The sequence below is a fragment of the Winogradskyella sp. genome, assembly GCF_965228925.1.
In the GTDB taxonomy this organism is placed as follows: Bacteria; Bacteroidota; Bacteroidia; order Flavobacteriales; family Flavobacteriaceae; genus Winogradskyella.
In genome coordinates this window covers 5,091,414-5,112,720 of the sequence record NZ_OZ245845.1, presented here as the reverse complement: position 1 = coordinate 5,112,720, position 21,307 = coordinate 5,091,414, and the positions used below count along the sequence as shown (strand labels likewise).

General features: G+C 37.6%; 14 protein-coding genes. 8 read left to right on the top strand and 6 right to left on the bottom strand.

Annotated features, from left to right (window positions below; all coding sequences use genetic code 11):
* Positions 1–36 precede the first annotated feature (36 nt).
* The 4 genes from ACO052_RS21080 to ACO052_RS21065 form a co-directional block, all read right to left on the bottom strand.
* Positions 37–816 (bottom strand): hypothetical protein, encoded by a 780-nt coding sequence (locus ACO052_RS21080; RefSeq protein WP_422105785.1) that lies wholly within the window; start codon positions 814–816, stop codon positions 37–39.
* Between the two features lie 28 nt (positions 817–844).
* A complete protein-coding gene (locus ACO052_RS21075; RefSeq protein WP_422105784.1) occupies positions 845–2,875 on the bottom strand; it encodes a M3 family metallopeptidase in 2,031 nt (676 codons plus the stop codon).
* A 188-nt stretch (positions 2,876–3,063) separates the two neighbouring features.
* Positions 3,064–3,543 carry a 5-(carboxyamino)imidazole ribonucleotide mutase gene (purE, locus tag ACO052_RS21070; protein WP_422105783.1) on the bottom strand — a complete coding sequence of 160 codons (480 nt, stop codon included), beginning with the start codon at positions 3,541–3,543 and terminating at the stop codon, positions 3,064–3,066.
* Positions 3,544–3,677: 134 nt separating this feature from the next.
* The gene (locus ACO052_RS21065) at positions 3,678–4,832 is read right to left on the bottom strand and encodes a 5-(carboxyamino)imidazole ribonucleotide synthase (RefSeq protein WP_422105782.1); all 1,155 of its coding nucleotides are present in this window, start codon (positions 4,830–4,832) and stop codon (positions 3,678–3,680) included.
* Positions 4,833–4,999: 167 nt separating this feature from the next.
* On the opposite strand from ACO052_RS21065, the gene ACO052_RS21060 reads away from it, so the two are divergent.
* The 4 genes from ACO052_RS21060 (at position 5,000) to ACO052_RS21045 (ending at position 9,591) form a co-directional block, all read left to right on the top strand.
* Positions 5,000–6,112 carry an adenylate kinase gene (locus ACO052_RS21060; protein WP_422105781.1) on the top strand — a complete coding sequence of 371 codons (1,113 nt, stop codon included), beginning with the start codon at positions 5,000–5,002 and terminating at the stop codon, positions 6,110–6,112.
* Between the two features lie 35 nt (positions 6,113–6,147).
* Complete coding sequence (obgE, locus tag ACO052_RS21055) at positions 6,148–7,146, top strand: GTPase ObgE (protein ID WP_422105780.1); 999 nt, start codon at positions 6,148–6,150, stop codon at positions 7,144–7,146.
* Positions 7,147–7,578: 432 nt separating this feature from the next.
* Positions 7,579–8,100 (top strand): DUF4136 domain-containing protein, encoded by a 522-nt coding sequence (locus tag ACO052_RS21050; RefSeq protein WP_422105779.1) that lies wholly within the window; start codon positions 7,579–7,581, stop codon positions 8,098–8,100.
* A 207-nt stretch (positions 8,101–8,307) separates the two neighbouring features.
* Positions 8,308–9,591, top strand: a complete 1,284-nt coding sequence (locus tag ACO052_RS21045) for a hypothetical protein (RefSeq protein ID WP_422105778.1) — start codon at positions 8,308–8,310, stop codon at positions 9,589–9,591.
* 44 nt (positions 9,592–9,635) lie between these two features.
* Here ACO052_RS21045 and ACO052_RS21040 read toward each other — a convergent pair whose 3' ends face one another.
* On the bottom strand, positions 9,636–10,007 hold the full coding sequence (locus ACO052_RS21040; RefSeq protein WP_422105777.1) for a DoxX family membrane protein: 372 nt from the start codon (positions 10,005–10,007) through the stop codon (positions 9,636–9,638).
* 162 nt (positions 10,008–10,169) lie between these two features.
* On the opposite strand from ACO052_RS21040, the gene ACO052_RS21035 reads away from it, so the two are divergent.
* On the top strand, positions 10,170–11,447 hold the full coding sequence (locus ACO052_RS21035; RefSeq protein WP_422105776.1) for a hypothetical protein: 1,278 nt from the start codon (positions 10,170–10,172) through the stop codon (positions 11,445–11,447).
* On the opposite strand, the gene ACO052_RS21030 is transcribed toward ACO052_RS21035, so the two are convergent.
* Positions 11,448–17,741: an alpha-2-macroglobulin family protein gene (locus ACO052_RS21030; protein ID WP_422105774.1), complete on the bottom strand. Its 6,294-nt coding sequence runs from the start codon at positions 17,739–17,741 to the stop codon at positions 11,448–11,450.
* Between the two features lie 151 nt (positions 17,742–17,892).
* On the opposite strand from ACO052_RS21030, the gene ACO052_RS21025 reads away from it, so the two are divergent.
* The 3 genes from ACO052_RS21025 (at position 17,893) to ACO052_RS21015 (ending at position 21,304) form a co-directional block, all read left to right on the top strand.
* Complete coding sequence (locus ACO052_RS21025) at positions 17,893–18,846, top strand: tetratricopeptide repeat protein (protein ID WP_422105773.1); 954 nt, start codon at positions 17,893–17,895, stop codon at positions 18,844–18,846.
* A 117-nt stretch (positions 18,847–18,963) separates the two neighbouring features.
* Positions 18,964–19,656, top strand: coding sequence for a TetR/AcrR family transcriptional regulator (locus ACO052_RS21020; RefSeq protein ID WP_422105772.1), 693 nt, complete (start codon positions 18,964–18,966; stop codon positions 19,654–19,656).
* A complete protein-coding gene (locus ACO052_RS21015; RefSeq protein WP_422105770.1) occupies positions 19,643–21,304 on the top strand; it encodes a peptidase domain-containing ABC transporter in 1,662 nt (553 codons plus the stop codon). The genes ACO052_RS21020 and ACO052_RS21015 overlap by 14 nt, the downstream gene beginning before the upstream one ends.
* Positions 21,305–21,307: the final 3 nt, after the last annotated feature.

Here is a 21,307-nt window from a genome sequence, read left to right as displayed (position 1 = left end):
ACAATAATTTTTAAACTTTCAATAATTATTGAAAGTTTATTTTATTTCAAGATGGATATGATCATCATGTCGTACCGCTTGACACCCATGAAACCTAATTTGAGCATAATTTTGTAATCCCAATTCTTTCTTTAAATGAGGCTCGATAAATAGCTTTGCATTACTAGTATTATGGAGTAGGCCTTGAATTAGCGTTTTCGTTTGTTTCTTATCAAATACTAAATGTTCACGAGTTTTAAGATTGAGGTATTTTGTAATATCATACTGCCAAAAGCCCTTGGACTTGCAATAGTTATTCGTTGGATTTCGCAGATGGGTATAGTGACCGTAACCTAATAAAGAAGGTTTCTTATTGGTGGGCTTTCCATCGGTAGCTTTGTACTGAAAGGCAATATCCACCTTTTTACCATCATTATGGCTTAAATGCGGTAATAATGGAAACCCATCCGTAAAAGGAAAATTCGCATCCAAATACTTAATTTGAATACCCAAGGATGCTAAATCTTTGGCGGCGTCATTTAAACTGCGCTTTAGCTCTGGTGTTACATAGTTTCTAAAAGTAAGTGTGTAAAAGTAGTTTTGTGGTTTCAACATTGTATTGAAAATAGGCAGCTGCACCCTTCCAAAGTAAGGTGCAACTAATGGAATCAATCCTAAATTGAACAGCAAATAAATGGTGGGAAATGAATACCTTATTTTCCATTGCAACCTATAGGATAGAACTAAGGCAATAATCCAGATTAATCCTCCAATCTGAGTAAGTACAGTTAAAAGAATAATTATTAATAGGTGTCCAACCAATTTTAATAGCTTCATACAAGCTAAAACGGAAAAACAGCTGAGCTTATTTTATCAGTCCTGCACGGCGCAACAAGGCTTCAGGCTTTGGTGCTTGCCCTCTAAACTTTTTATATAAGGTCATCGGATTTTCAGTACCGCCTTGCGATAGCACATAGGCTTTAAATTTGTTCGCTACGGTCTTGTTAAATATCCCTTCCTCCTTAAAATATTCAAAGGCATCGGCATCTAAGACTTCGGCCCATTTATAGCTATAATAACCTGAGGAATAGCCCCCTTGGAAAATATGTGCAAAGGCTGTACTCATGCAGTTTTCTGCAACGTCCGGATACAAGTTGGTTTCACCGAAAGCCGCGATCTCATGAGATTTTACACGATTAATATTTGAAGGATCAACACCGTGCCAAGCCATATCTAATAGGCCAAAACTCAATTGACGCAAGGTCTGCATACCCTCCTGAAAGGTGGCAGAAGCTTTTATTTTCTCGATCAATTCCATGGGGATAACATCTCCAGTGTCATAATGGGTGGCAAACAGTTTTAAAGTTTCTTCTTCGTAGCACCAATTTTCCAAAATCTGACTTGGTAATTCCACAAAGTCCCAATAGACGTTAGTACCAGATAGACTTGGATATATCGTATTGGCAAGCATACCATGAAGGGCATGACCGAACTCGTGAAACAAGGTCGTGACTTCATTAAATGTCAACAAGGATGGTTTGCTTTTGGTCGGTTTGGTAAAATTGCAGACTATAGACACATGTGGTCTTTCGTTAATGACGTTTTTAATCATTTGTGGTTTAAAAGAGGTCATCCAAGCCCCATTGCGCTTTCCGGCTCTTGGGAAAAAATCAGCATAAAAAATAGAAACCAAATTATCATCTGCATCGACAACTTTATAGGTCAAGACATCCTCATGATATTTATCAATTGTATGAATTTCTTCAAATCGCAAACCAAACAATTTTTCCGCAACGGTAAACGCACCATTAATAACGTTTTCTAGTTTAAAGTAAGGCTTGAGTTGTTCATCATCTAAACTGAAAAGCTTTTGCTTTAACTTTTCAGAGTAATAAGCTGAGTCCCATTTTTGGAGCTGGTCAATATCATCCAAGTCCTTCGCAAAAGCTTCTAGATTCTTAAATTCTTTTCGAGCAGCTGGTTTGGCCTTTTCCAGCAATTCATTGAGAAATGTATTCACCTTGTCTGGGGTTTCGGCCATACGCTCTTCCAACACAAAATGGGCATGGGTTTTATACCCTAAGAGTTGGGCGCGCTCAAAACGTAAATTGGCGATCTTCAAAACAATGTCCTGATTGTCTAGATCATCATTCTTAAAGCCTTTGCTGCCAAATGCCTTTGATAATCGTTCTCTCAAAGTTCTATTATCGGCATAGGTCATAAACGGGATATAGCTGGGGTAATCTAAAGTAATTAACCAACCCTCCTTGCCTTTGCTTTCCGCCAGTTGCTTGGCGGCCTCTTTTGCACCTTCGGGTAATCCAGATAAGTCGGACTCGTCCGTTAGGTGCATTTCAAATTTATTCGTCTCAGCGAGAACGTGTTCACCAAATTTTAGCTTTAATTGGCTGAGATCTTTATCAATAGCACGAAGTCGCACTTTCTTTACTTCGGATAAATTTGCTCCATTTCTAGAGAAGCTTTTGTACTTTTTATCTAAAAGTGTTGCTTGCTCAGTGGTTAAGTCTAAACTTGACTTAGAATCGTATACCGTTTTTACACGTTTAAACAAATCCTCATTCAACGTAATGTCGTTACTAAATTCTGAAAGCAGCGGCGATACTTCTTGGGCGATTTTTTGAATTTCATCATCGGTTTCGGCTGAATTTAGATTAAAGAAGATGCTCGAAATCCGATCCAATTCCTCACCTGAATAATCCAGGGCTTCGATAGTATTTTCAAAAGTTGGAGCTTGAACATTATTTGTAATCGCATCAATTTCTGATTTTGCATTGTCAATGGCTGTCTTAAAAGCAGGGAGAAAATCGCTATTCTTTATTTCTGAAAAAGGTGCTGAATTATAGGGTGTTTCAAAGTTTTTATTGAGGATTGTCATTTTTAATTCGTCTATATTTTCTTACGTACTGTGTTGATAATGTGAATTTTAACGTGATTTTATGATTAAGAAAAGGGTGTTCTTTGTTAAGTTTTAGTTATTTTTGCATCATCTTTTTGAACAAGAACTTATTGTTCCAAAGGATTGGTTAATAGCAAAATAAGCCTTGACAGATGTCGAGGCTTTTTTTATAGCTCTTTGGCAGAATCGATAACTTTTGCCTTAAGCCCTTCTTTATAAACCATAATCTTATCTAAAATGCATTGATCCGAACTTCCTAGAATTTGAGCGGCCAGAATACCTGCATTTTTGGCACCATTAAGCGCTACCGTAGCTACAGGAACTCCTCCGGGCATTTGTAGTATGGATAACACGGAATCCCAGCCATCTATGGAATTGCTACTTTTTACAGGAACACCAATAACGGGCAAAGGGGATAAGGATGCTACCATTCCAGGTAAATGTGCAGCTCCACCAGCACCAGCAACAATGACTTTAATATCTCTTAAGTGCGCATTTTTGCCATAATCGAACAATTTATCAGGGGTGCGGTGCGCCGAAACAATATCGACTTCGACGTCTATATCAAATCCTTTTAAAATGTCTATCGCGTCTTGCATTACTGGCAAATCGCTTTTGCTTCCCATAATGACTCCTACTTTACTCATACTATTTTTTGTCAGGTCGAGCGCAGTCGAGACCTAAATTTAAAAGTTTATGACTTTAGATGACCCCTCGAGTTACTGCGCCAGGTGCTTTTGGAATCGATACGTTCCTCAACCAATGCTCGAGATGTCATCTTCTATTCACTGATGACTTCAATTGTTCGCTTCACTTGTTCTGCAATTTCGCGGGCTTTGGCGATGTCCTTGTTAACAATAGTAACATGACCCATCTTACGAAATGGTCGGGTCTGCTTTTTGCCATATATGTGAGGTGTTACACCGTCCATAGCCATAATCTCTTCAATATTTTTGTAAAGTACATCACCTGTATGGTCTTCTGCACCAACCAGATTTACCATAACTCCTGCCACTTTACTTTCTGTATGCCCTAATGGCAGTCCTAAAATACATCTTAAATGCTGTTCAAACTGCGATGTATAGCTGGCTTCAATGCTATAATGACCTGAGTTGTGAGGTCGCGGTGCTACTTCATTAACTAAAATATCATCATCTTCGGTCTGAAACATCTCCACGGCCAATAAGCCTACATGTTCAAAGGCAGCTGCGGTTTTTAATGCCACCAATTCCGCTTTTTTAGCAATAGCGTCTGGGATTCTTGCCGGACAGATCACATATTCTACTTGGTTGGCTTCGGGATGAAATTCCATTTCGACCACAGGATAGGTTTTTAAATGGCCTTTGGTATTTCGGGCCACAATAACAGCCAATTCATTCTTAAATGGAATAAGGTCTTCCGCAATGCATTCTACATTGGGTAAATCGACCAAATCCGTATAACGTCTTACCACTTTAACACCTTGTCCATCGTATCCAAATCGTGCACTTTTCCATACAAAAGGATAGCTCAAACCGCCATTGTCTACAGCATCATTAATCTCTGAGGTATGTGCAAAGCGTGAAAAGTCAGCAGTCGGAATATTATGATCGCGATAAAACAACTTTTGATGTGCCTTATTCTGAATAGTCCGCAAGGTCTTAGCCGATGGGTATACCGTTATGCCTTGGTCTTCAAGTGCTTCGAGTGCATCAACATTGACATTTTCGATTTCTATAGTCAGGACATCGACAGTCTTTCCGAAATTGATAACGGTTTCATAATCCAGTAGGTCACCAACAGTAAATTCATCACAGGCTAATCTTGCAGGTGCATCTGGATTTGGGTCCATGACACAGGTATAAATATCGAACTTGCGCGTATTATACAAGATCATTTTACCTAACTGGCCACCGCCAAGAATACCGAGTTTAAAACCTGAAGAGAAATAGTTCATCAACTTAAGCTGTTCCCATGAAAAAGGGAAACTTAATTTTTAAGATTAAATCATACGTTTATTGAGATACAAAAATAAGTTAATTAAGGCAGATACTTCCAAATTCATAAATCAAAAATCAACATTCGTCAATCAATTCATTATCTTTGCATTTTTAAAATATCAAGATGGTCGTTAAGCTTCATGATTTATACTTTAAACCTTTTATCTCCGAGCAGGAAATAGATGAAGCCGTTCAGCATATGGTCGATGATATTGTTTCGGATTTAGGAGATGAAATGCCTGTTTTTGTTGGAATTTTAAACGGCTCATTTATGTTTGTAAGCGACTTCGTAAAAAAGTATCCAAAGCCATGTGAAGTCACCTTTATAAAATTGGCCTCTTACGAAGGAGTGAAGTCGACGGAAGACATTCAAAGATTGATTGGACTGACGCAAGATTTAACAGGTAGAACAGTCGTTATATTAGAAGACATCATAGATTCTGGCAATACGCTTGAAGAAGTTCACCGCATTTTCAAAAATGAAAATGTAAAACAGCTGCTTATCGCAACCCTATTTTATAAGCCAGAAGCTTACGATAAAGATTTTAAACTTCATTATATAGGTAAAGAAATTCCAAACAAATTCATCGTTGGCTACGGATTGGATTACAGAGGTTTAGGAAGAGATTTACCAGATGTATATCAATTAAAAACCACACAACACATGACAAACATTGTGCTATTTGGACCTCCAGGTGCAGGAAAAGGAACGCAAGCTAACTTCTTAAAAGAAAAATACGATTTAGTGCACATCTCTACGGGTGATGTATTTAGATACAACATTAAAAATGAGACGGCCTTAGGTATGTTGGCTAAGTCTTACATGGACAAGGGAGAGTTGGTGCCAGATCAAGTGACCATTGATATGCTGAACAAAGAGGTTGAAAAGAATGCTGATGCCAAAGGTTTTATCTTTGATGGTTTTCCTAGAACGAATGCACAAGCCAAAGCTCTTGACGCGTTAATGGATAGTAAGGATTCTCAGATTAATGCAATGGTTGCTCTTGAAGTTGAGGATGAGGTTTTGGTTGAGCGTCTGCTAAAACGCGGAGAAACTAGTGGCAGAGCAGATGATGCTGATGAGAGTATTATAAGAAATCGAATTAAAGAGTACTACGATAAGACAGCAATTCTAAAGGGTTACTACTCTAATCAAGATAAGTATTTTGGTGTAGATGGTGTTGGAAGCATCGAAGAGATTACTGTACGACTTAGTTCTGTTATAGATCAACTTTAAAACTGCCATTCCTGCTTTCGCAGGAATGACAAAACATGACCGAAGGAAATTTTGTCGATTACGTAAAAATGCATGTGGCTTCTGGTAACGGAGGTAAAGGTTCTGCGCACTTACATCGCGAAAAATATATTCAAAAAGGAGGTCCTGATGGAGGCGATGGAGGCCGTGGAGGCCATGTTATTATAAGAGGGAATTCTAACCTTTGGACCTTAATTCATCTAAAGTTTAAACGTCATATTAAAGCCGGTCATGGAGCGCATGGTAGCTCAGGAAGAAGTACTGGAGCCGATGGTGAAGATGCCATTATTGAAGTGCCACTCGGTACCGTGGTTAAGGATACAGATACAGGGAAGACCTTGTTTGAAATTACCGAGAATGGTCAAGAAAAGATTGTGGCTGAAGGCGGAAAGGGAGGTCGTGGTAATTGGCATTTTAAAAGTGCCACCAATCAAACACCAAGATACGCGCAACCAGGAATTCCTCTTGAAGAAAAAAATATCACCATAGAACTTAAGGTCTTGGCAGACGTGGGTCTGGTAGGCTTTCCCAATGCTGGGAAATCAACGTTATTATCCGTTTTGACGTCGGCAAAGCCAAAGATTGCCGATTATGAGTTCACGACCTTAAAACCAAATTTAGGCATCGTCAAGTATCGCGATTACCAGTCCTTTGTGATGGCTGACATTCCAGGAATCATCGAAGGCGCTGCCGAGGGGAAAGGTTTAGGGTATTATTTCTTGAGGCATATAGAACGCAACTCCATCCTATTATTCTTAATACCTGCAGATGCCAAAGATATTGTAGAACAATATGAAATTTTGGTTGATGAACTAAGGCGCTACAATCCTGAAATGTTAGATAAAGAACGCTTTGTGGTCATTTCAAAATCGGATATGTTGGATGAGGAGTTGAAATCGGAAATGTCATCTATTTTAGACCAAGATTTAGAATGTGAGTATCTATTTATCTCTTCCGTAGCACAACAGGGCTTAACAGCGCTTAAGGATAAATTATGGAAGATGTTGAATGATTAAAGATTAGTCATATTTTATATTTAAAGTCATACAGAAACTTAAAATAGCTTCTAATGACACCCCTAAAGTCCCCTCAAGGGACACTAGTTACCAAACTTATTTATATGGATTGCCCCTTTGAGGATTGTCGAAATCGAAGCAATAGCTTTAGTTGAAGATACCGAGCGTAGCTTAATAGGGGTGTAGAGTGATTTTACCCTTAAAGGTTGAAATGCGTTGTGTTGAGCATTTCGACAAGCTCAGTGTGACACTTGCAGAAATGAAACGAGCAAATCTCTATTGAGTTGTCAGGCTGAGCCTACCTGCCCTGAGCGAGTCGAAGGGTCGAAGTCTTGTCGAGATATATCCATATGGCCCTGCTTCTGGGATACCTGTTCACTACAAAGAGGGGTTCATTTCAAGAATTTTTTTAGTATCTTTAAAAGAAAAAATATGAAAGCCTTCAGATTTATTTTAATAGCCTTAATCCTGACTTCCTGTGGTACCGTAGTGAATTACGACTATGAAAAATCGACCGATTTTACCCAGTATAAAACCTACAATTATTTTGACGATATGCAAACAGGTTTGAGTGAGTTGGATACTAAACGCATTATCCGATCCATAGATGCCAAACTAGCTACACTTGGATTGACACGTTCTGATAATCCTGATTTTTTTATTGATATTCAAAGTCAGGATATTCCAAATAGAAACAACTCCAATATTGGTGTAGGAGCAGGAGGAACCGGAGGAAATGTTGGCGGTGGCGTTTCTGTTGGCATACCTCTAGCAGGGAATCAATACACCAGAGAAGTCGTGATTGATTTTGTAGATAAAAAACAGAACGAAAAATTGTTTTGGCAAGCCGTTAGTGAAAGCTCTTACCGACCAAACGCCACACCTGAGAAACGAGAGGCCGTTTTTGTTAAACTAGTAGAGAAAATATTTTCGGCCTACCCTCCAAACAAATAAACTAATCCTGCTCTATTGAAGGCTTGAGACTTTTTTTAATGTTAAAGTGTTAGGCCTAACGCATAAATACAATTTTATGGCTTGTGCATTCAATTTGTTTTTGCTTATCTAAGGCTTTACAAGTTAAAAATAAATACATAACAATTACTAGAAACTAACGCTGTAAGTTTTATATTAGGTCATAAATATTAACTAACTGACTTTTCAATGGTATCCATCAAAAATAGAACCTGGTCTTTATTTGAAAAAATAGGATTTAGGTTAGTCTTCATTTACTTTATCTTAATCATTCTATTTCAAAATAATGGCGCATTTCCATTTTGGGATTGGTTGTTTGCCTACCCAACAAAATGGATAGAGCAGTTTATACCTTGGCTGGGATCTAATATCTATGGCATAGAGGAGGAAGTGACTGTTAAGGTCACGGGTAGTGGTGATACTATGTTCGATAATCTTATTGCGTTAACGTCATTAATTGTGGCTTTAATCGGCACCATGATTTGGTCATTTATTGATAGAAAACGCAATGATTACGATACCCTCTATTATTGGCTAACAACGGGTATACGCTATTATGTTGGGCTGATGCTAATTAGTTATGGCATGGTCAAAGTTATTCAGCTGCAATTTTCATATCCAGGATTTTATAGGCTAATAGAGCCTTATGGGGAATCATCTCCTATGGGACTGGCCTGGACATTTTTAGGCTTTTCAAAAGGGTATAATATTTTTATGGGAGTCGCGGAATTACTAGCTGGTCTTTTATTGTTCAGAAGAACCATGACTTTTGGGGCGCTTATTACCTTAATGACCGCAATGAATGTTATGGCTGTCAATTATTTTTACGATGTCCCCGTGAAACTATTATCTACTCATTTGGTTTTAATGACATTGTTTTTGTTATCCAAGGATATTAAAAGAGTCGCGCTGTTTTTCTTTACCAAAGTCAGTACGACCATTGAAGTAATTAAACGACCAAAATTTAAACGAGGGTTACGAATTGCCATAAATAGCTTTAAGGCGTTGTTAATAGCTTATGTATTTGTATATGGTTTTATTGAAACCTTGGAATCACAAAAGAAATATGGTTCAAAAGCTCCGAAACCTGAATTATATGGTATGTATAAGATTACAGATTTTGTGATTAATGGGGATACCATAACCAATTATAAGAACAAGAAACTCTGGAAATCTATTTCGGTTCAATGGGAGGGCTCTATGCAAGTTCGCAATTTTGAAGGGGATACGCCTGTGTATTTTGGAGTTGAAAAAGACAGTTTAGTAGATCGAAGATTGAAGCTCACAAGATGGGGAAAGGAACCGGTGAGTTTTGATTTTAACTATAAAAAATTAGATAGTACCGGCTTGGAATTTAATTTTGTTTTTCAAGGGGATACCATTCAAGGACTGAGTAAACGCTTAGGTATTAAAGATTTTCGACTAACAAGTCGTGGGTTTCATTGGATAAGTGAATATCCTTACAACAGATAAAAAAGAGGCTTACTGCCTCTTTTTTTATCTTATATGCTCTTCAATTAACTCAATAAGTCTTTGTATTTGTCTTTATAACCTATAAGCACTGCTATATTAAGCACTAGCAAGGCAACGGCACCTCCAATCCCACCTGGATCTAATACGGCATGAAATAGGAAGGCGTTTACAGAGACACTCATTAAAATGAGGGCTAAAAGTGCTCCATATTTGTTTAATAACAGAGCCAAACCTGCAACTATTTCCACAATAGCTACTAGGATTAAGGTTTTAGAGCTTGATAGTGCTCCAAAATACGCTCCGGCGTCACCAGACATTTCTGGCATAGGCAAGAAGTTTGCAAATTTGTTTACCCCAAAAACGAGAACAAAGATTCCAAGTAAAATTCTTAGAACCATAAAAACTTTTGTGTTCATAATTATAAAATTTATTAGTTAGTACCACTCAAGATACGAATTTGTTTTTCATTTTTGTTCTTGATTTTTGTCGCCGTTATCTCCACTAACTAACGGGGAGTTGATTAATGGGGATTCTAATCACCTAGAATACCCTATTTTTACACCACAAAATAATTTATAATGACATCAATTAGCCATGCATCTTGGTCGCTATTAAAGAAAATAGGTTTTAGGTTCTCATTTTCCTATTTTTTGTTGTTTGTCCTGTATGATCTGGTGACTAGGTTTGGTAGCATGATTCAGCTTCCTTTTAAACCTCATCATGATTTTATTCTATGGGTAGGACAAACCATTTTTAAGATTTCCGAAGAGCGGTTGGTTGTGATGGATAATTTTGTTGACACCACCTTTAATTATATGGCGCTTTTGTGTATTTTCATTATCGCTATAATTGTTGCCTTGTTTTGGACATTTTTAGATGGGAAGAGGCAAAATTATAAGTCTCTTTATTATTGGTTAAGGGTAGTTCTCAGGTTTTATTTAGGTTTTATAATGGTTAACTACGGTTTGGTAAAATTAGTCTACTTACAATTTCCTGAGCCTAGCTTATATACCTTGGTGAACACCTATGGCAATTCTTCACCTATGGGATTGGCCTGGTCTTTTTTAGGATATTCAAAAGGATATAACGTATTTATGGGATTGGCAGAAGTCATGAGTTTATGCTTATTCTTTAGGCGCACTCTCACTTTTGGCTTATTCATAACATTAACGGTTACACTAAACGTAATGGCCATTAACTTCTTTTATGGTGTGCCATTAAAGATGGTAACCTCGCATTTGGTATTGATAACATTGTTTTTAATGGCTCCTAATTTTAAAAGCTTGGTCGACTTTTTTTTCAGAAAAAAGAATGCATCATTAATCGTATTGGAGAAGCCGGAATTTTTAAATAAAAAAAGTAGAAGAAAACTACTTATGGCTATGAGAGGCCTATTCATAGTTTTAATGTTTGCCTTGGCAGCTTATAAATTGAACAATAGAAATACCCTTTTAAACGGGGAGTTTACAAAATCCAAGTTTTACGGTATTTATGATGTGCTTTCATTTGAAAGTATCGGAACTAAAGATAGTACTAATCATAGGCCAAAGAAAAGCTGGAAATATTTAATTATGGAATACAGAGGGCAAGTTCAACTTGTGGATAATGAAAATAAAGTGTCTTGGTTCTCATCTTCGATAGACTCTTTAGACCGATCCATACAAATTTTTAATATTGATAATTCAACCGAGCCCTTATTGCTTCGTTATGAAAGACTAACAAACGACACGATAATCTTTAAAGGTCATATTAATAAAGATTCTACCGAGATTACATGCCGACAATTAAGAAAAGAAGACTTTTTGTTGATGAACAGCAAGTTTAATTTAATTAATGATCAACCTTATATAAGGTAATTATTCCACCAAAACTCTAACGCCCTCGCTATGGCTACTAAATTCTGGCGCATACATGGATTGAATGGTGCTAATACCGTTGCTCATATCACCAGCATTATTGACGCGTAGGTCGTATTCAAAAACATAGACTCCTTTTGGTAAATAGTCGATAAAGAAACTCGTAGCGGCGTCTTTGGTACTTTCGTAATAGCCTAAACCATCTTGCCATTTGTATTGCGATAAGACATTGATAGGCTCAAAACCTGCCGCTCTCATATCCTTAAGATGTACGAATTCCATAGAACGGTCTGTACGTAATTCTATGCGCACTCTTACCAAATCGCCAACATTTAGTTTAGTATTCGAAGTGATTTCTGAAATTTCTTCACCTGTATCGGTATTGGTCTTTAAAAAGAGTTCTTTGTTCAGTTTTAAAGGTGTTTCGGCCGAAGTAATTTTATCTAAATCCTCAAAGTATTGCCAGTACAGAGCTCCCCAAGCGATACCATCTCCTTTTTTGGTGATGGTCACTTCTCCTTGCTCTGGTGTAATTTCAGAGCCTGTCCAGGATGTTTTGTAATAGCCAGTACCTGCTTCTACTTTTACATGGTCTAAAGTCTGAGGAGAAAGGGTTTCGTTACCGACTTTTACATCCACCATATCCGTGACATCTAACCAGGAACTGCCTTGAAGCAATAGGGCATATACAGCCTCTGTAGTAGCTTTGGTTGTTTTCCACTGATTGGTTTGCTTATGTTTCAGCAACCAGATTTTTAGATTATCAATATCTTCCAGATGCTTTGCTTCACTCTGAATGGCCGTTCCAACTTCTGAAAACGCTTCTATTAACAACGCTTGGGTTTCAATAGGTGCCTGGTACCAATACCAGGAATTGGTGTTTTCTTTCCAGTACATGCCTAATTCTTCTGAAGTAATGCTGTTTTCTTTTAATGATTTTAGAATTTTACCAGCAGTTTTGGTATCATCCATACGGTGTATGGTCAATGTCATTAAACCTTTGGAATATAAGGAACGTGACAGCCAGTACTTTTTAATTTGACCTTTATAATAGTCCATAATGGTCGCTACCTCTTCCGAAGGTTTTATATCTGGATAAAAACTACGTGTATACAGATAATGCAGCTGCATGTGCGACAGATGATCCTTACTTAAATCTGCATCTTTATTGTATTTTTTAATGTCTTTATATTCTTGTACAAATTGTGCATCTAAATACTGAATGGCGTTTTGAATCATTTGCATCTCGACTGCCTGTCCGCCGTACAAGACTTTGGAAGGCGTGGCGCTCGATGAGACATTTAATTGCTTTAAATGCCCAAAACCAGAAATGATATGTTGCGTGATGTAACGATTGGCATAGCCACCATTAAACCAAGGCCATGCTCCAGAGGGCAACTGGTTGTTTCTCAATTTGCGCAATGCTGAATTGAATTCATTATGCATTCTATTAAGGTCGAATAGCAATCCTATTCGCTTTTTTTGTTCGGTTTCTGATTGTGCATCTCGTAGCCAAGGGGTTTCTTGAATTAATAAAGACTTTAATTCCTGATTCTTTTCAAGATTTGAAATTAGCGCGGCTGAGCTTGTCGAAGCCCATTGATTGAACACCGCTTCTATTTTAGGGTTTGAGGTAACGATATGATGGGCTAAAGCATTGGCATAATATCTCGAAAAGGTTTGCTCATTACAGTCATAAGGATACTCCATTAAATAGGGCAGTGCCTGAACCGCATACCAAGCCGGATTAGAGGTCATCTCTAAAGTCAATTTATGGTGCTTTAAAGTGGACACTGAGGTTCTCGAAGTGTCCTTATTGGTACCTTCGAGAGCCTCTGGCCCCGATTTTAAATTTGTTAACTTATCCAAAGTAAACGTTTTAGTCTGATTGGAACGCACCCACATCGGTAAGGTTTCGGTCACTAGCATTCTATTCGATAACACTGGTAAGGCGTTTTGTTCGCCATCACTAAAATCATCGGTTTTGGCTACGACTTTGTATTGTACCACTTGGATACCTTCGGGAATGGTAAGGTTCCATGTTATTTGGGTGTTTCCTCCAGCGTTTACGATAAAACTCTTGGTTGCCGAGGTGGATGCTGAGCCTGTCGAAGTACCCGAAGCGGCATTTTGCTCATTTTTATTGGTAACTTCGAGAGCCTCAGTTACCAGTAATTCGCCATTTAAAGATGTCCCAGTGATAGGGTCCGTCAATTCTAAACGTGCTATTCCAGATAACTCCTTGTCCGTAAGATTTGCAATCTTGGTACTAATGCTTATCTGATCACCTTCTCTCAAAAAACGCGGTGCATTTGGAATCACCATCAGTTCCTTTTGAGTGACGGCTTCTAATTGGGTCACAGTGCTTTCTAGAGTTTTGGTATGGGCCAATAATTGTAATTTCCACTTCGTCAAAGCCTCAGGGGCTTTAAAGTTAAAGCTCACAGAGCCATCGGCATCCGTTTGCAATTGCGGAAAGAAAAAGGCCATTTCATTAAGATTTTTGCGGATTTGGACGTTGTCGAAATTAGTTTCTTTTTCTTCTTTTTTAACTCTTTCGGCTATTATTGTACCTCCACTTTGTTGGTTAACTGTTTTATAATTTAATGTTTTTTCAGAGTCCGAAACCATATAGTCAATACCAGCATCTGTTTCTCTTACTTCTACATTCCCAGCTTCATCTTCGGCAATTATTAAGTACTCTTCTGGTACATCTTTATATTCTTCAAATTTTATACCCGGAGCTCTTGCTAATAATTTTCTTACATGTGAACTTCCATAACCAAAATATAACCCAAACCAATTCAATGCATCATATTTTTGGAAATCTAGTCGAGTCGCTTGCCTGAATTGATTAAATAATTGAAAAGGGGTATTACCAAAACTTTGTCTGGAATTCTTATTGATTCTGCTGTAATATTTGGGTGTCGCAATTGGACTAAAACTCCAATCATGTGTCCTAAATTCATCCAAGGAAGCATCGTACATGCTGGCTAATAACTCTGCCGAGACCTTATCACCTTTAGGCCCTTTAATTTTAAAACTCCAAGTTTCCTCTTGTCCTGGCTGTAGCTTGTCCCTAAAGGTTACAGTTTCTATCTCCAAATCGGTCTTCGGATAGGGGACATTGACTCTTAAAGTCTTTTGCACATAAGCATTGAAAGCCGCAAAACCTAAATGGACTTCAAAACCACCCAAATCGCTTTCTAACACAGGTATGTTAATGGATTGCTTAGAATTACTGAGTTTTACAAGTTGTGTTGAAATAATTTTACCGTTTTTTTCGATGTCTATGGTAACTGTAATGTCCTTGGCTGCGGACCCCAAGGTGAGCTTTGCCATATCTTCTGTATCATAACGATCCTTATCTAAAGAGACTTCGAATAATTGCTTATCGGCAATAGTCTTGTCAGCATTATGATAAAGTGATGTAAAGACTTCATCTTTGATATTTTGCCCAAATTTATCTCGGCTCTCAGCTACGATGACGTACTTCCCTGAATCCCATTTTTTCAATTTCTTTAGGGTTATGGTTTTATCCTTTTCTGTGTTAAAATCGGTACGAAATACTTCATCGCCTCGTTTCCATGCGGTCAATAGATACTCATTGTGATAGGGGTCGTGCGGAAACAAGCGCTTAAACTCTTCTTCTGAAATGACTTGATAGTCGGGTGCTTTCCAAGGTCTGGTTCTCAGTACTTGATTTGGCGCCTTGAGTTTATAGACTTTAAGTGTCCCTTTTGCTGAAACTTCCTCACCGTTTAAATTTCGTGATGCTAATGAAATTTCAATCTCCTTTTCGGATCGATCAATAGCTTCTGGGGCAATAATACTTAAGGTCATAGCATGGTAACCTACATTCACAATAGTGCTTGTAGATCTGGTTTCGCCATTAATATCTGTGACATCTGCGGTCACTTCATATTTAAATATCGGAAGGTTCTCCTTAGATACCGTTTCATCTGGAATGGCTTTAAAGGCAAAATCAAATTCTCCTTTGTCATTGGTTTTGGTCTCACCAAACGTCATTTCTTGTGGTTCGGAATTGTAATAAGGGCGTCTCCAGTACCACCAGCCTGGATACTGAACTTGGCGTTTTACACGATAGACGACCTTAGCATCAGTGATGTTGCTACCCGCAAAGGCAACAGCTGTTCCTTTCACGATAATACTATCATTAACTTTGTAAGTCTCAGTAATTGGCTGAAATTCTGACTTAAACTTGGGCCGTTTGTACTCTTCAACGAAGAAATAAGTATGTCCTGAACCTTTAAAATTCCTGACCTCGTTTTCGATATGAAAATTTCCGGTTAAACCATCATTGGGCAAAACAAATTCACCGTGAAATGAGCCAAATTCATTCGTAGATAGTTCTAGTTCTGCAATATTTTCTCCGTTGACATTATAAAGCGTCGTCATCACTTTTTCGTTGTCCACAATTGACGTTTGCTCATTTTCGGTTTTAGTAACTATACCCTTAAAGTAAACGATTTGTCCAGGTCTGTAAATACTACGATCCGTAAATAGAAATGTTTTGTATCGCGTCTTATGATCAGGCCTTTGCTTATAAGCGCGATTGATATAATAGTCACCAAAAAATGCAATATCGTCTTTATGATCCGCTCTTATTTCTACGTTTCGGTAATAATTGTTGTCTTTTTTAAATTTAAATTTTCCAAAACGATCTGTAGACATCATTTTAGAAAACAGTTTGTTTCGGTTATTTCTATAAGTAAGGTTGATCACAGCATCAACAATAGGGGAGCCATTGGACCTATCGATGAGTTGATAATCTATATTCTCATTTTCATTACTTTCAATAAGCGCCAAATTGGTGACTTGAATATGGGAAACGGCAAATACATTTTCTTGCGTTTTGGTATCTGCTTTAATGAGGTAGAAACCATTGGTTAGTTCGGGTAAAATAAGCTCTGTGCTGTGTTCTTGATAGTCTCCTTCTGATTTTAAAGTACTAGAGAATGTGTGGATGGGACGCAACTTACCAAAAAACTTCACTTTGTCCTCAGCATTGCGGGTTTGATTAAAGGTTTCGAGCTGGTTAATGTCAATCCTATAGATATTGAAGTCTAGGGCTTCTAAATTTTTATAGTTGACCAAAATTCGAGAAACTGAATTTATAGGAATGAGCTCCTCATTTTGAAGCCATAAGCTAGGCCGAAGGATTTGTACTTTTAAAATGTCGCATGCTTTGGCCCCTTCGCTCTTAGGATAAGTTGAAATAACAGCATCACATAATTCTAGGGCTTCCTTGAACTTCCAACGATGGGTGTCATCAACCTCGCCTTGGTAGGGGTTGCTATCATATTGATTCCCCAACTTGTAATAAGTTGAAGCCAATTCAAAATTGTATAGAGCAGAAAGCGGTGAACTTTTTAACGATTCAGCTTTAGTTTTAAGTGTATGAATTAACGACGCTTCCTTATTATTAAAAATAGCGTGTTCGGCCACAAATTTTAGGCGTTCAATATCCACACTAACAAAGGCTTTGGAAGCCATGTTACTTCTATGAAACTTTAAAAGATTCTGATAGATTTTAAGCGCATTAAGTTGTAAGGATAATGTGTCTTTTGAGGTCAAATCCAGATTAATAAACTGTTCGCTATCAGCTATAAGTCTGGAATCTTCAAGTTTAAACTGATAAGCGGGTTTGGTAATGCTATTTTCACTGGTCTTATAAAACTGAAGTGCGTTATGACTCAACAAGTCGTATAAGGTCGGTCTGTAGGTTTTAGAACCTTCGACTTCATTTAATAATATTTTGTAGTTCTCTAAAGATTCTTGCTGAAGCAGTAATCCATTTTCTAGAGAACGCTGGTAATACACATGAATTTCATTGAATAAGGTTTCCAAATCCCAAGTTCTAAAATCGTCACTGACTTTAACGCTAGTGGTGGAACGGTTATAAAATCTATACCTATTTTGCTGAAAATATTGCCAGTACATCGTTGCCAGCATATTTTCTAGAAGATGTTTAGTAACAACGTTGTTTGTTTTTTCAATTACGGTTTTAAATTGGTTGACAATACGGAGTTGCGCATCTTCCTCAAGCGTCAGCATATATTTGCTCTTGTGGAGTAAGGCTTTAATCTGTTGTTGCTCGTTGTTAGACGCTACTGCGGCATCATAAATGGTGTCAACAAGGTCAGACGCACTCTTGGTTAAGCCGTCATTTTCGAATTGGGCGACCTTTTTCCATTGGTTGTCAAAATCGTTTTGTGCACCGGAAAAAGAAGCAAAGCAAATCAGCATCAGTATTGAGATATAGTTTTTCATCCAAATTTATTTTTTCATTGAAATTGCTTCAAAAGGCATTCCAAAAAAAGCTTGAAAAAGTTAACACCCCTTTTCAATGAGTTAAGTTAAGCAATTTGCGAGTGAATGTGCGCGTTAATAAATTGTATTTTTGTAAAAAATTGCTAGCGATATGAAAAGATTTTTCTGGTTGATCTTCTTATCTACATTTGCTTTTTCCCAAAGCTCAAAAGAGAGCGCCAAAACCTATTTAGACCAGAGGCAATTTAAGAAAGCACAGCAGGAAATGTTGACTTTCTTGAAGTCTAATCCCAATGACAAGGAGGCTATTGAATTGTTAGGTGACGCTTATGGACACCAAGAAGAATGGGATGAGGCCATTGCACAGTACAAAAAGTTAACTGAAGATGAACCTAATAATGCCAACTATCATTATAAGTATGGCGGGGCTTTAGGTATGAAAGCATTAAGTGTGAGTAAACTAAAGGCTTTAGGTCTTATTGGAGATGTAAAACGTTCCTTTTTAAAAGCTGCAGAATTAGATCCAAATCACATCGATACACGCTGGGCCTTGGTAGAATTGTATATCTCTTTACCAGGAATCATAGGAGGCAGTACGTCTAAGGCCTTGAAGTATGCCAATGAGCTTCAAGCCCTTTCAGAAGTTGACGGCTATCTGGCAAAAGGTTATGTCTATGAGTATGATAATGAGCCCGAATTGGCCGAAAAGTATTATAAGCTCGCTATTAAAGTTGGGGGTTCAGTGACATGCTATGAAAAACTGACCAATTTTTATGAAGAACAAGATGAACCCGATAAAGCCATCAATACTATTGAAACAGCACACCAGAAGCACCAACGTAATGCCATGCATTATCAAATTGGAAAAGTGTGTGCAGATTATAACATTCAGTTAGAGAAAGGCGAAAAGTGCCTAAAAACCTATTTAGCAAATCATTCGGCCAAGGATGGAGTGCCCAAAGCTTGGGCGTATTATCGTTTAGCGCAGATTTATAAGCACAAAAAAGATAAAGCAGAGGCCCTCAAATGGATCGATAAGGCTATTGTCGGTTTACCAAAAATCAAAGTTTTCCAAAAAGAAAAGACTAGTATTTCTAGGCTTTAACAGCTTACCTATAACTTTTATTTATAATATCTATTATTATTATTAATAGGCTAAATATTTGTTAAATACGCAAAATCGATAGTATTACTATTATATTTGCAATCTAAAATTTTAAGTATGATAAATTTACTATCAAATTTAAAGATTGCAGTACCTGATAAGATCTATATTAAAGATCCGGAGTCATCAGATTTAGGTAAAAGAATCATTGAGCATAGTATTTTGCTTATCGATGAAATCGGTTTTGATAGCTTCACATTTAAGAAGCTGGGCGTTAAAATAGGTTCTAACGAGAGCTCTATTTATCGCTATTTTGAGAGCAAGCACAAGTTACTCCTTTATTTGACCTCTTGGTACTGGGCTTGGATAGAATATCAAATGGTTTTTGCTACACACAATGTTCCAGATAGCAAGGAACAATTGTTTAAAGCTATAGAAGTCGTGACCCGAACCATTAAAGAAGATGTGACTTACACACACATTAATGAAATTATTCTCAATAGAATTATCATCAATGAATATTCTAAATCGTACCTAACCAAGGAAGTCGATAGCGAAAATAAAGAAGGCTACTTCGTGGTTTACAAACGATTGATTAAACGACTGAGTGAAATTATCAATAAGGTCAACTCGGATTACAAGTTTCCCTCGAGTTTGGCCAGCACCATTGTAGAAGGTGCTTTACATCAACACTTTTTAAAGGTGCATTTTAGTTCTATTACCGACTGTGGTAAGGAGGTAACACCAACACAATTCTTTCTTAATCTAACCCAAAACGCATTAAAGACAACAACAAATGGATCAGAATAAATCGCTTTTAACTCCTTGGCAGCGCTTCGTTGGCATATTAAAGCTAGAACGAAAAGATATTGCACAAGTTTTATATTACGCTGTGTTTTCAGGACTCATAGCCTTGACTCTTCCTTTAGGGATTCAGGCCATCATCAACCTCATTCAGGGTGCCCAGGTCAGCACATCATGGATTGTACTTGTGATACTCGTTACCTTAGGTGTGGCATTCGTTGGTGTTTTGCAATTGATGCAAATGCGAATTATAGAAACAGTGCAGCAGCGCATTTTTATGAGAGCATCCTTTGAGTTTACCTATCGCTTTCCAAAAATTAGAATGAATGAATTACGCAACTACTATCCACCAGAGTTAGCGAATCGGTTCTTTGATGTATTAACTGTGCAAAAGGGTTTAGCAAAGTTATTATTGGATGTACCTGCCGCTGTTCTACAAATTGTATTTGCATTGATTTTATTGTCCTTCTACCATCCATTTTTCATCGCATTCGGGATTCTTTTGATTGTTTTAATCTATGTGGTCTTTAAGTTTACGATTCAAAGAGGTATGGAAACTAGTTTGGCAGAATCAAAGAAAAAATATATGGTTGCCCATTGGATTCAAGAAGTGGCTAGGGCCATAACGAGTTTCAAAATTTCTGGTAGAACCTCACTAGCACTGGAAAAAAATGACAAATTAGTCGATGGCTATCTTATGGCTAGGGAAAGTCACTTTAGAATATTGATTATTCAGTTTATTCAAATGATAGGATTTAAAGTGATAGTAACTGCAGGTCTATTAATAATAGGTGGCCTATTGGTGCTAAGCCAAGAGATGAATATAGGCCAGTTCGTTGCGGCGGAAATCATCATCTTACTGGTCATTGCGTCCGTTGAGAAATTAATACTCGGCCTTGAGTCTTTTTATGATGTACTCACCTCCTTAGAAAAAATGGGACAGGTAGTGGATAAAAAATTAGAGCCACAGGAAGGCATTAAGGTGGACGAAGCGGAAAGCCTTAAAATAGAATTGGAAAAAGTTAATTATAGTGTTCCCAACAGAGAAGTGCCCATCCTAAAGAACTTATCAATGACCATTAAACCGTCGAGTCGTGTTTTGGTGCAAGGCCCAAGTGGCTCAGGAAAATCAACCTTATTAAGAATGATTTCTGGGATAATTCAACCTACGGACGGACGGATTTTTGTCAACGATGAATCCTTAAAAAACATACATCTTAACAACTACAGATCTTGTTTAGGCTTGTCCTTGGCTGAAGAAACACCGTTTGAGGGTAGTATAAGGGACAATCTCACCTTAACGAGCCGAGGTATTTCAGAAGCGGAGATTAATAAGGCTATTGAGATTGTAGGCTTAAGAGATTATCTTAAAAATACGGAAAATGGACTAGATACGATCATTTACCCGGAAGGAAGGCAAATGTCTTTTACAGTCGCAAAAAAAATCATTTTGGCAAGAGCGATTTTAAAGCAGCCCAAAGTATTAGTACTAGAAGAGCCTTTGGAGCATTTTGAGACTGCTGAAGCCAGAAGAATTATAAAAGCACTGACTGCATCAGAAAACCCATGGTCTCTTATTGTCGCTAGTTTTAACAAAGATTGGACCAGTGAGTGTACCGATGTCATCACTTTAAATAACGGTGAAATTATCTAAAAG

Coding starts and splice junctions, on each gene's coding strand:
- ACO052_RS21080 (WP_422105785.1), bottom strand. CDS start 816: ATGAAGCTATTAAAATTGGTTGGACACCTATTAATAATTATTCTTTTA.
- ACO052_RS21075 (WP_422105784.1), bottom strand. CDS start 2,875: ATGACAATCCTCAATAAAAACTTTGAAACACCCTATAATTCAGCACCT.
- purE (WP_422105783.1), bottom strand. CDS start 3,543: ATGAGTAAAGTAGGAGTCATTATGGGAAGCAAAAGCGATTTGCCAGTA.
- ACO052_RS21065 (WP_422105782.1), bottom strand. CDS start 4,832: ATGAACTATTTCTCTTCAGGTTTTAAACTCGGTATTCTTGGCGGTGGC.
- ACO052_RS21060 (WP_422105781.1), top strand. CDS start 5,000: ATGGTCGTTAAGCTTCATGATTTATACTTTAAACCTTTTATCTCCGAG.
- obgE (WP_422105780.1), top strand. CDS start 6,148: ATGACCGAAGGAAATTTTGTCGATTACGTAAAAATGCATGTGGCTTCT.
- ACO052_RS21050 (WP_422105779.1), top strand. CDS start 7,579: ATGAAAGCCTTCAGATTTATTTTAATAGCCTTAATCCTGACTTCCTGT.
- ACO052_RS21045 (WP_422105778.1), top strand. CDS start 8,308: ATGGTATCCATCAAAAATAGAACCTGGTCTTTATTTGAAAAAATAGGA.
- ACO052_RS21040 (WP_422105777.1), bottom strand. CDS start 10,007: ATGAACACAAAAGTTTTTATGGTTCTAAGAATTTTACTTGGAATCTTT.
- ACO052_RS21035 (WP_422105776.1), top strand. CDS start 10,170: ATGACATCAATTAGCCATGCATCTTGGTCGCTATTAAAGAAAATAGGT.
- ACO052_RS21030 (WP_422105774.1), bottom strand. CDS start 17,741: ATGAAAAACTATATCTCAATACTGATGCTGATTTGCTTTGCTTCTTTT.
- ACO052_RS21025 (WP_422105773.1), top strand. CDS start 17,893: ATGAAAAGATTTTTCTGGTTGATCTTCTTATCTACATTTGCTTTTTCC.
- ACO052_RS21020 (WP_422105772.1), top strand. CDS start 18,964: ATGATAAATTTACTATCAAATTTAAAGATTGCAGTACCTGATAAGATC.
- ACO052_RS21015 (WP_422105770.1), top strand. CDS start 19,643: ATGGATCAGAATAAATCGCTTTTAACTCCTTGGCAGCGCTTCGTTGGC.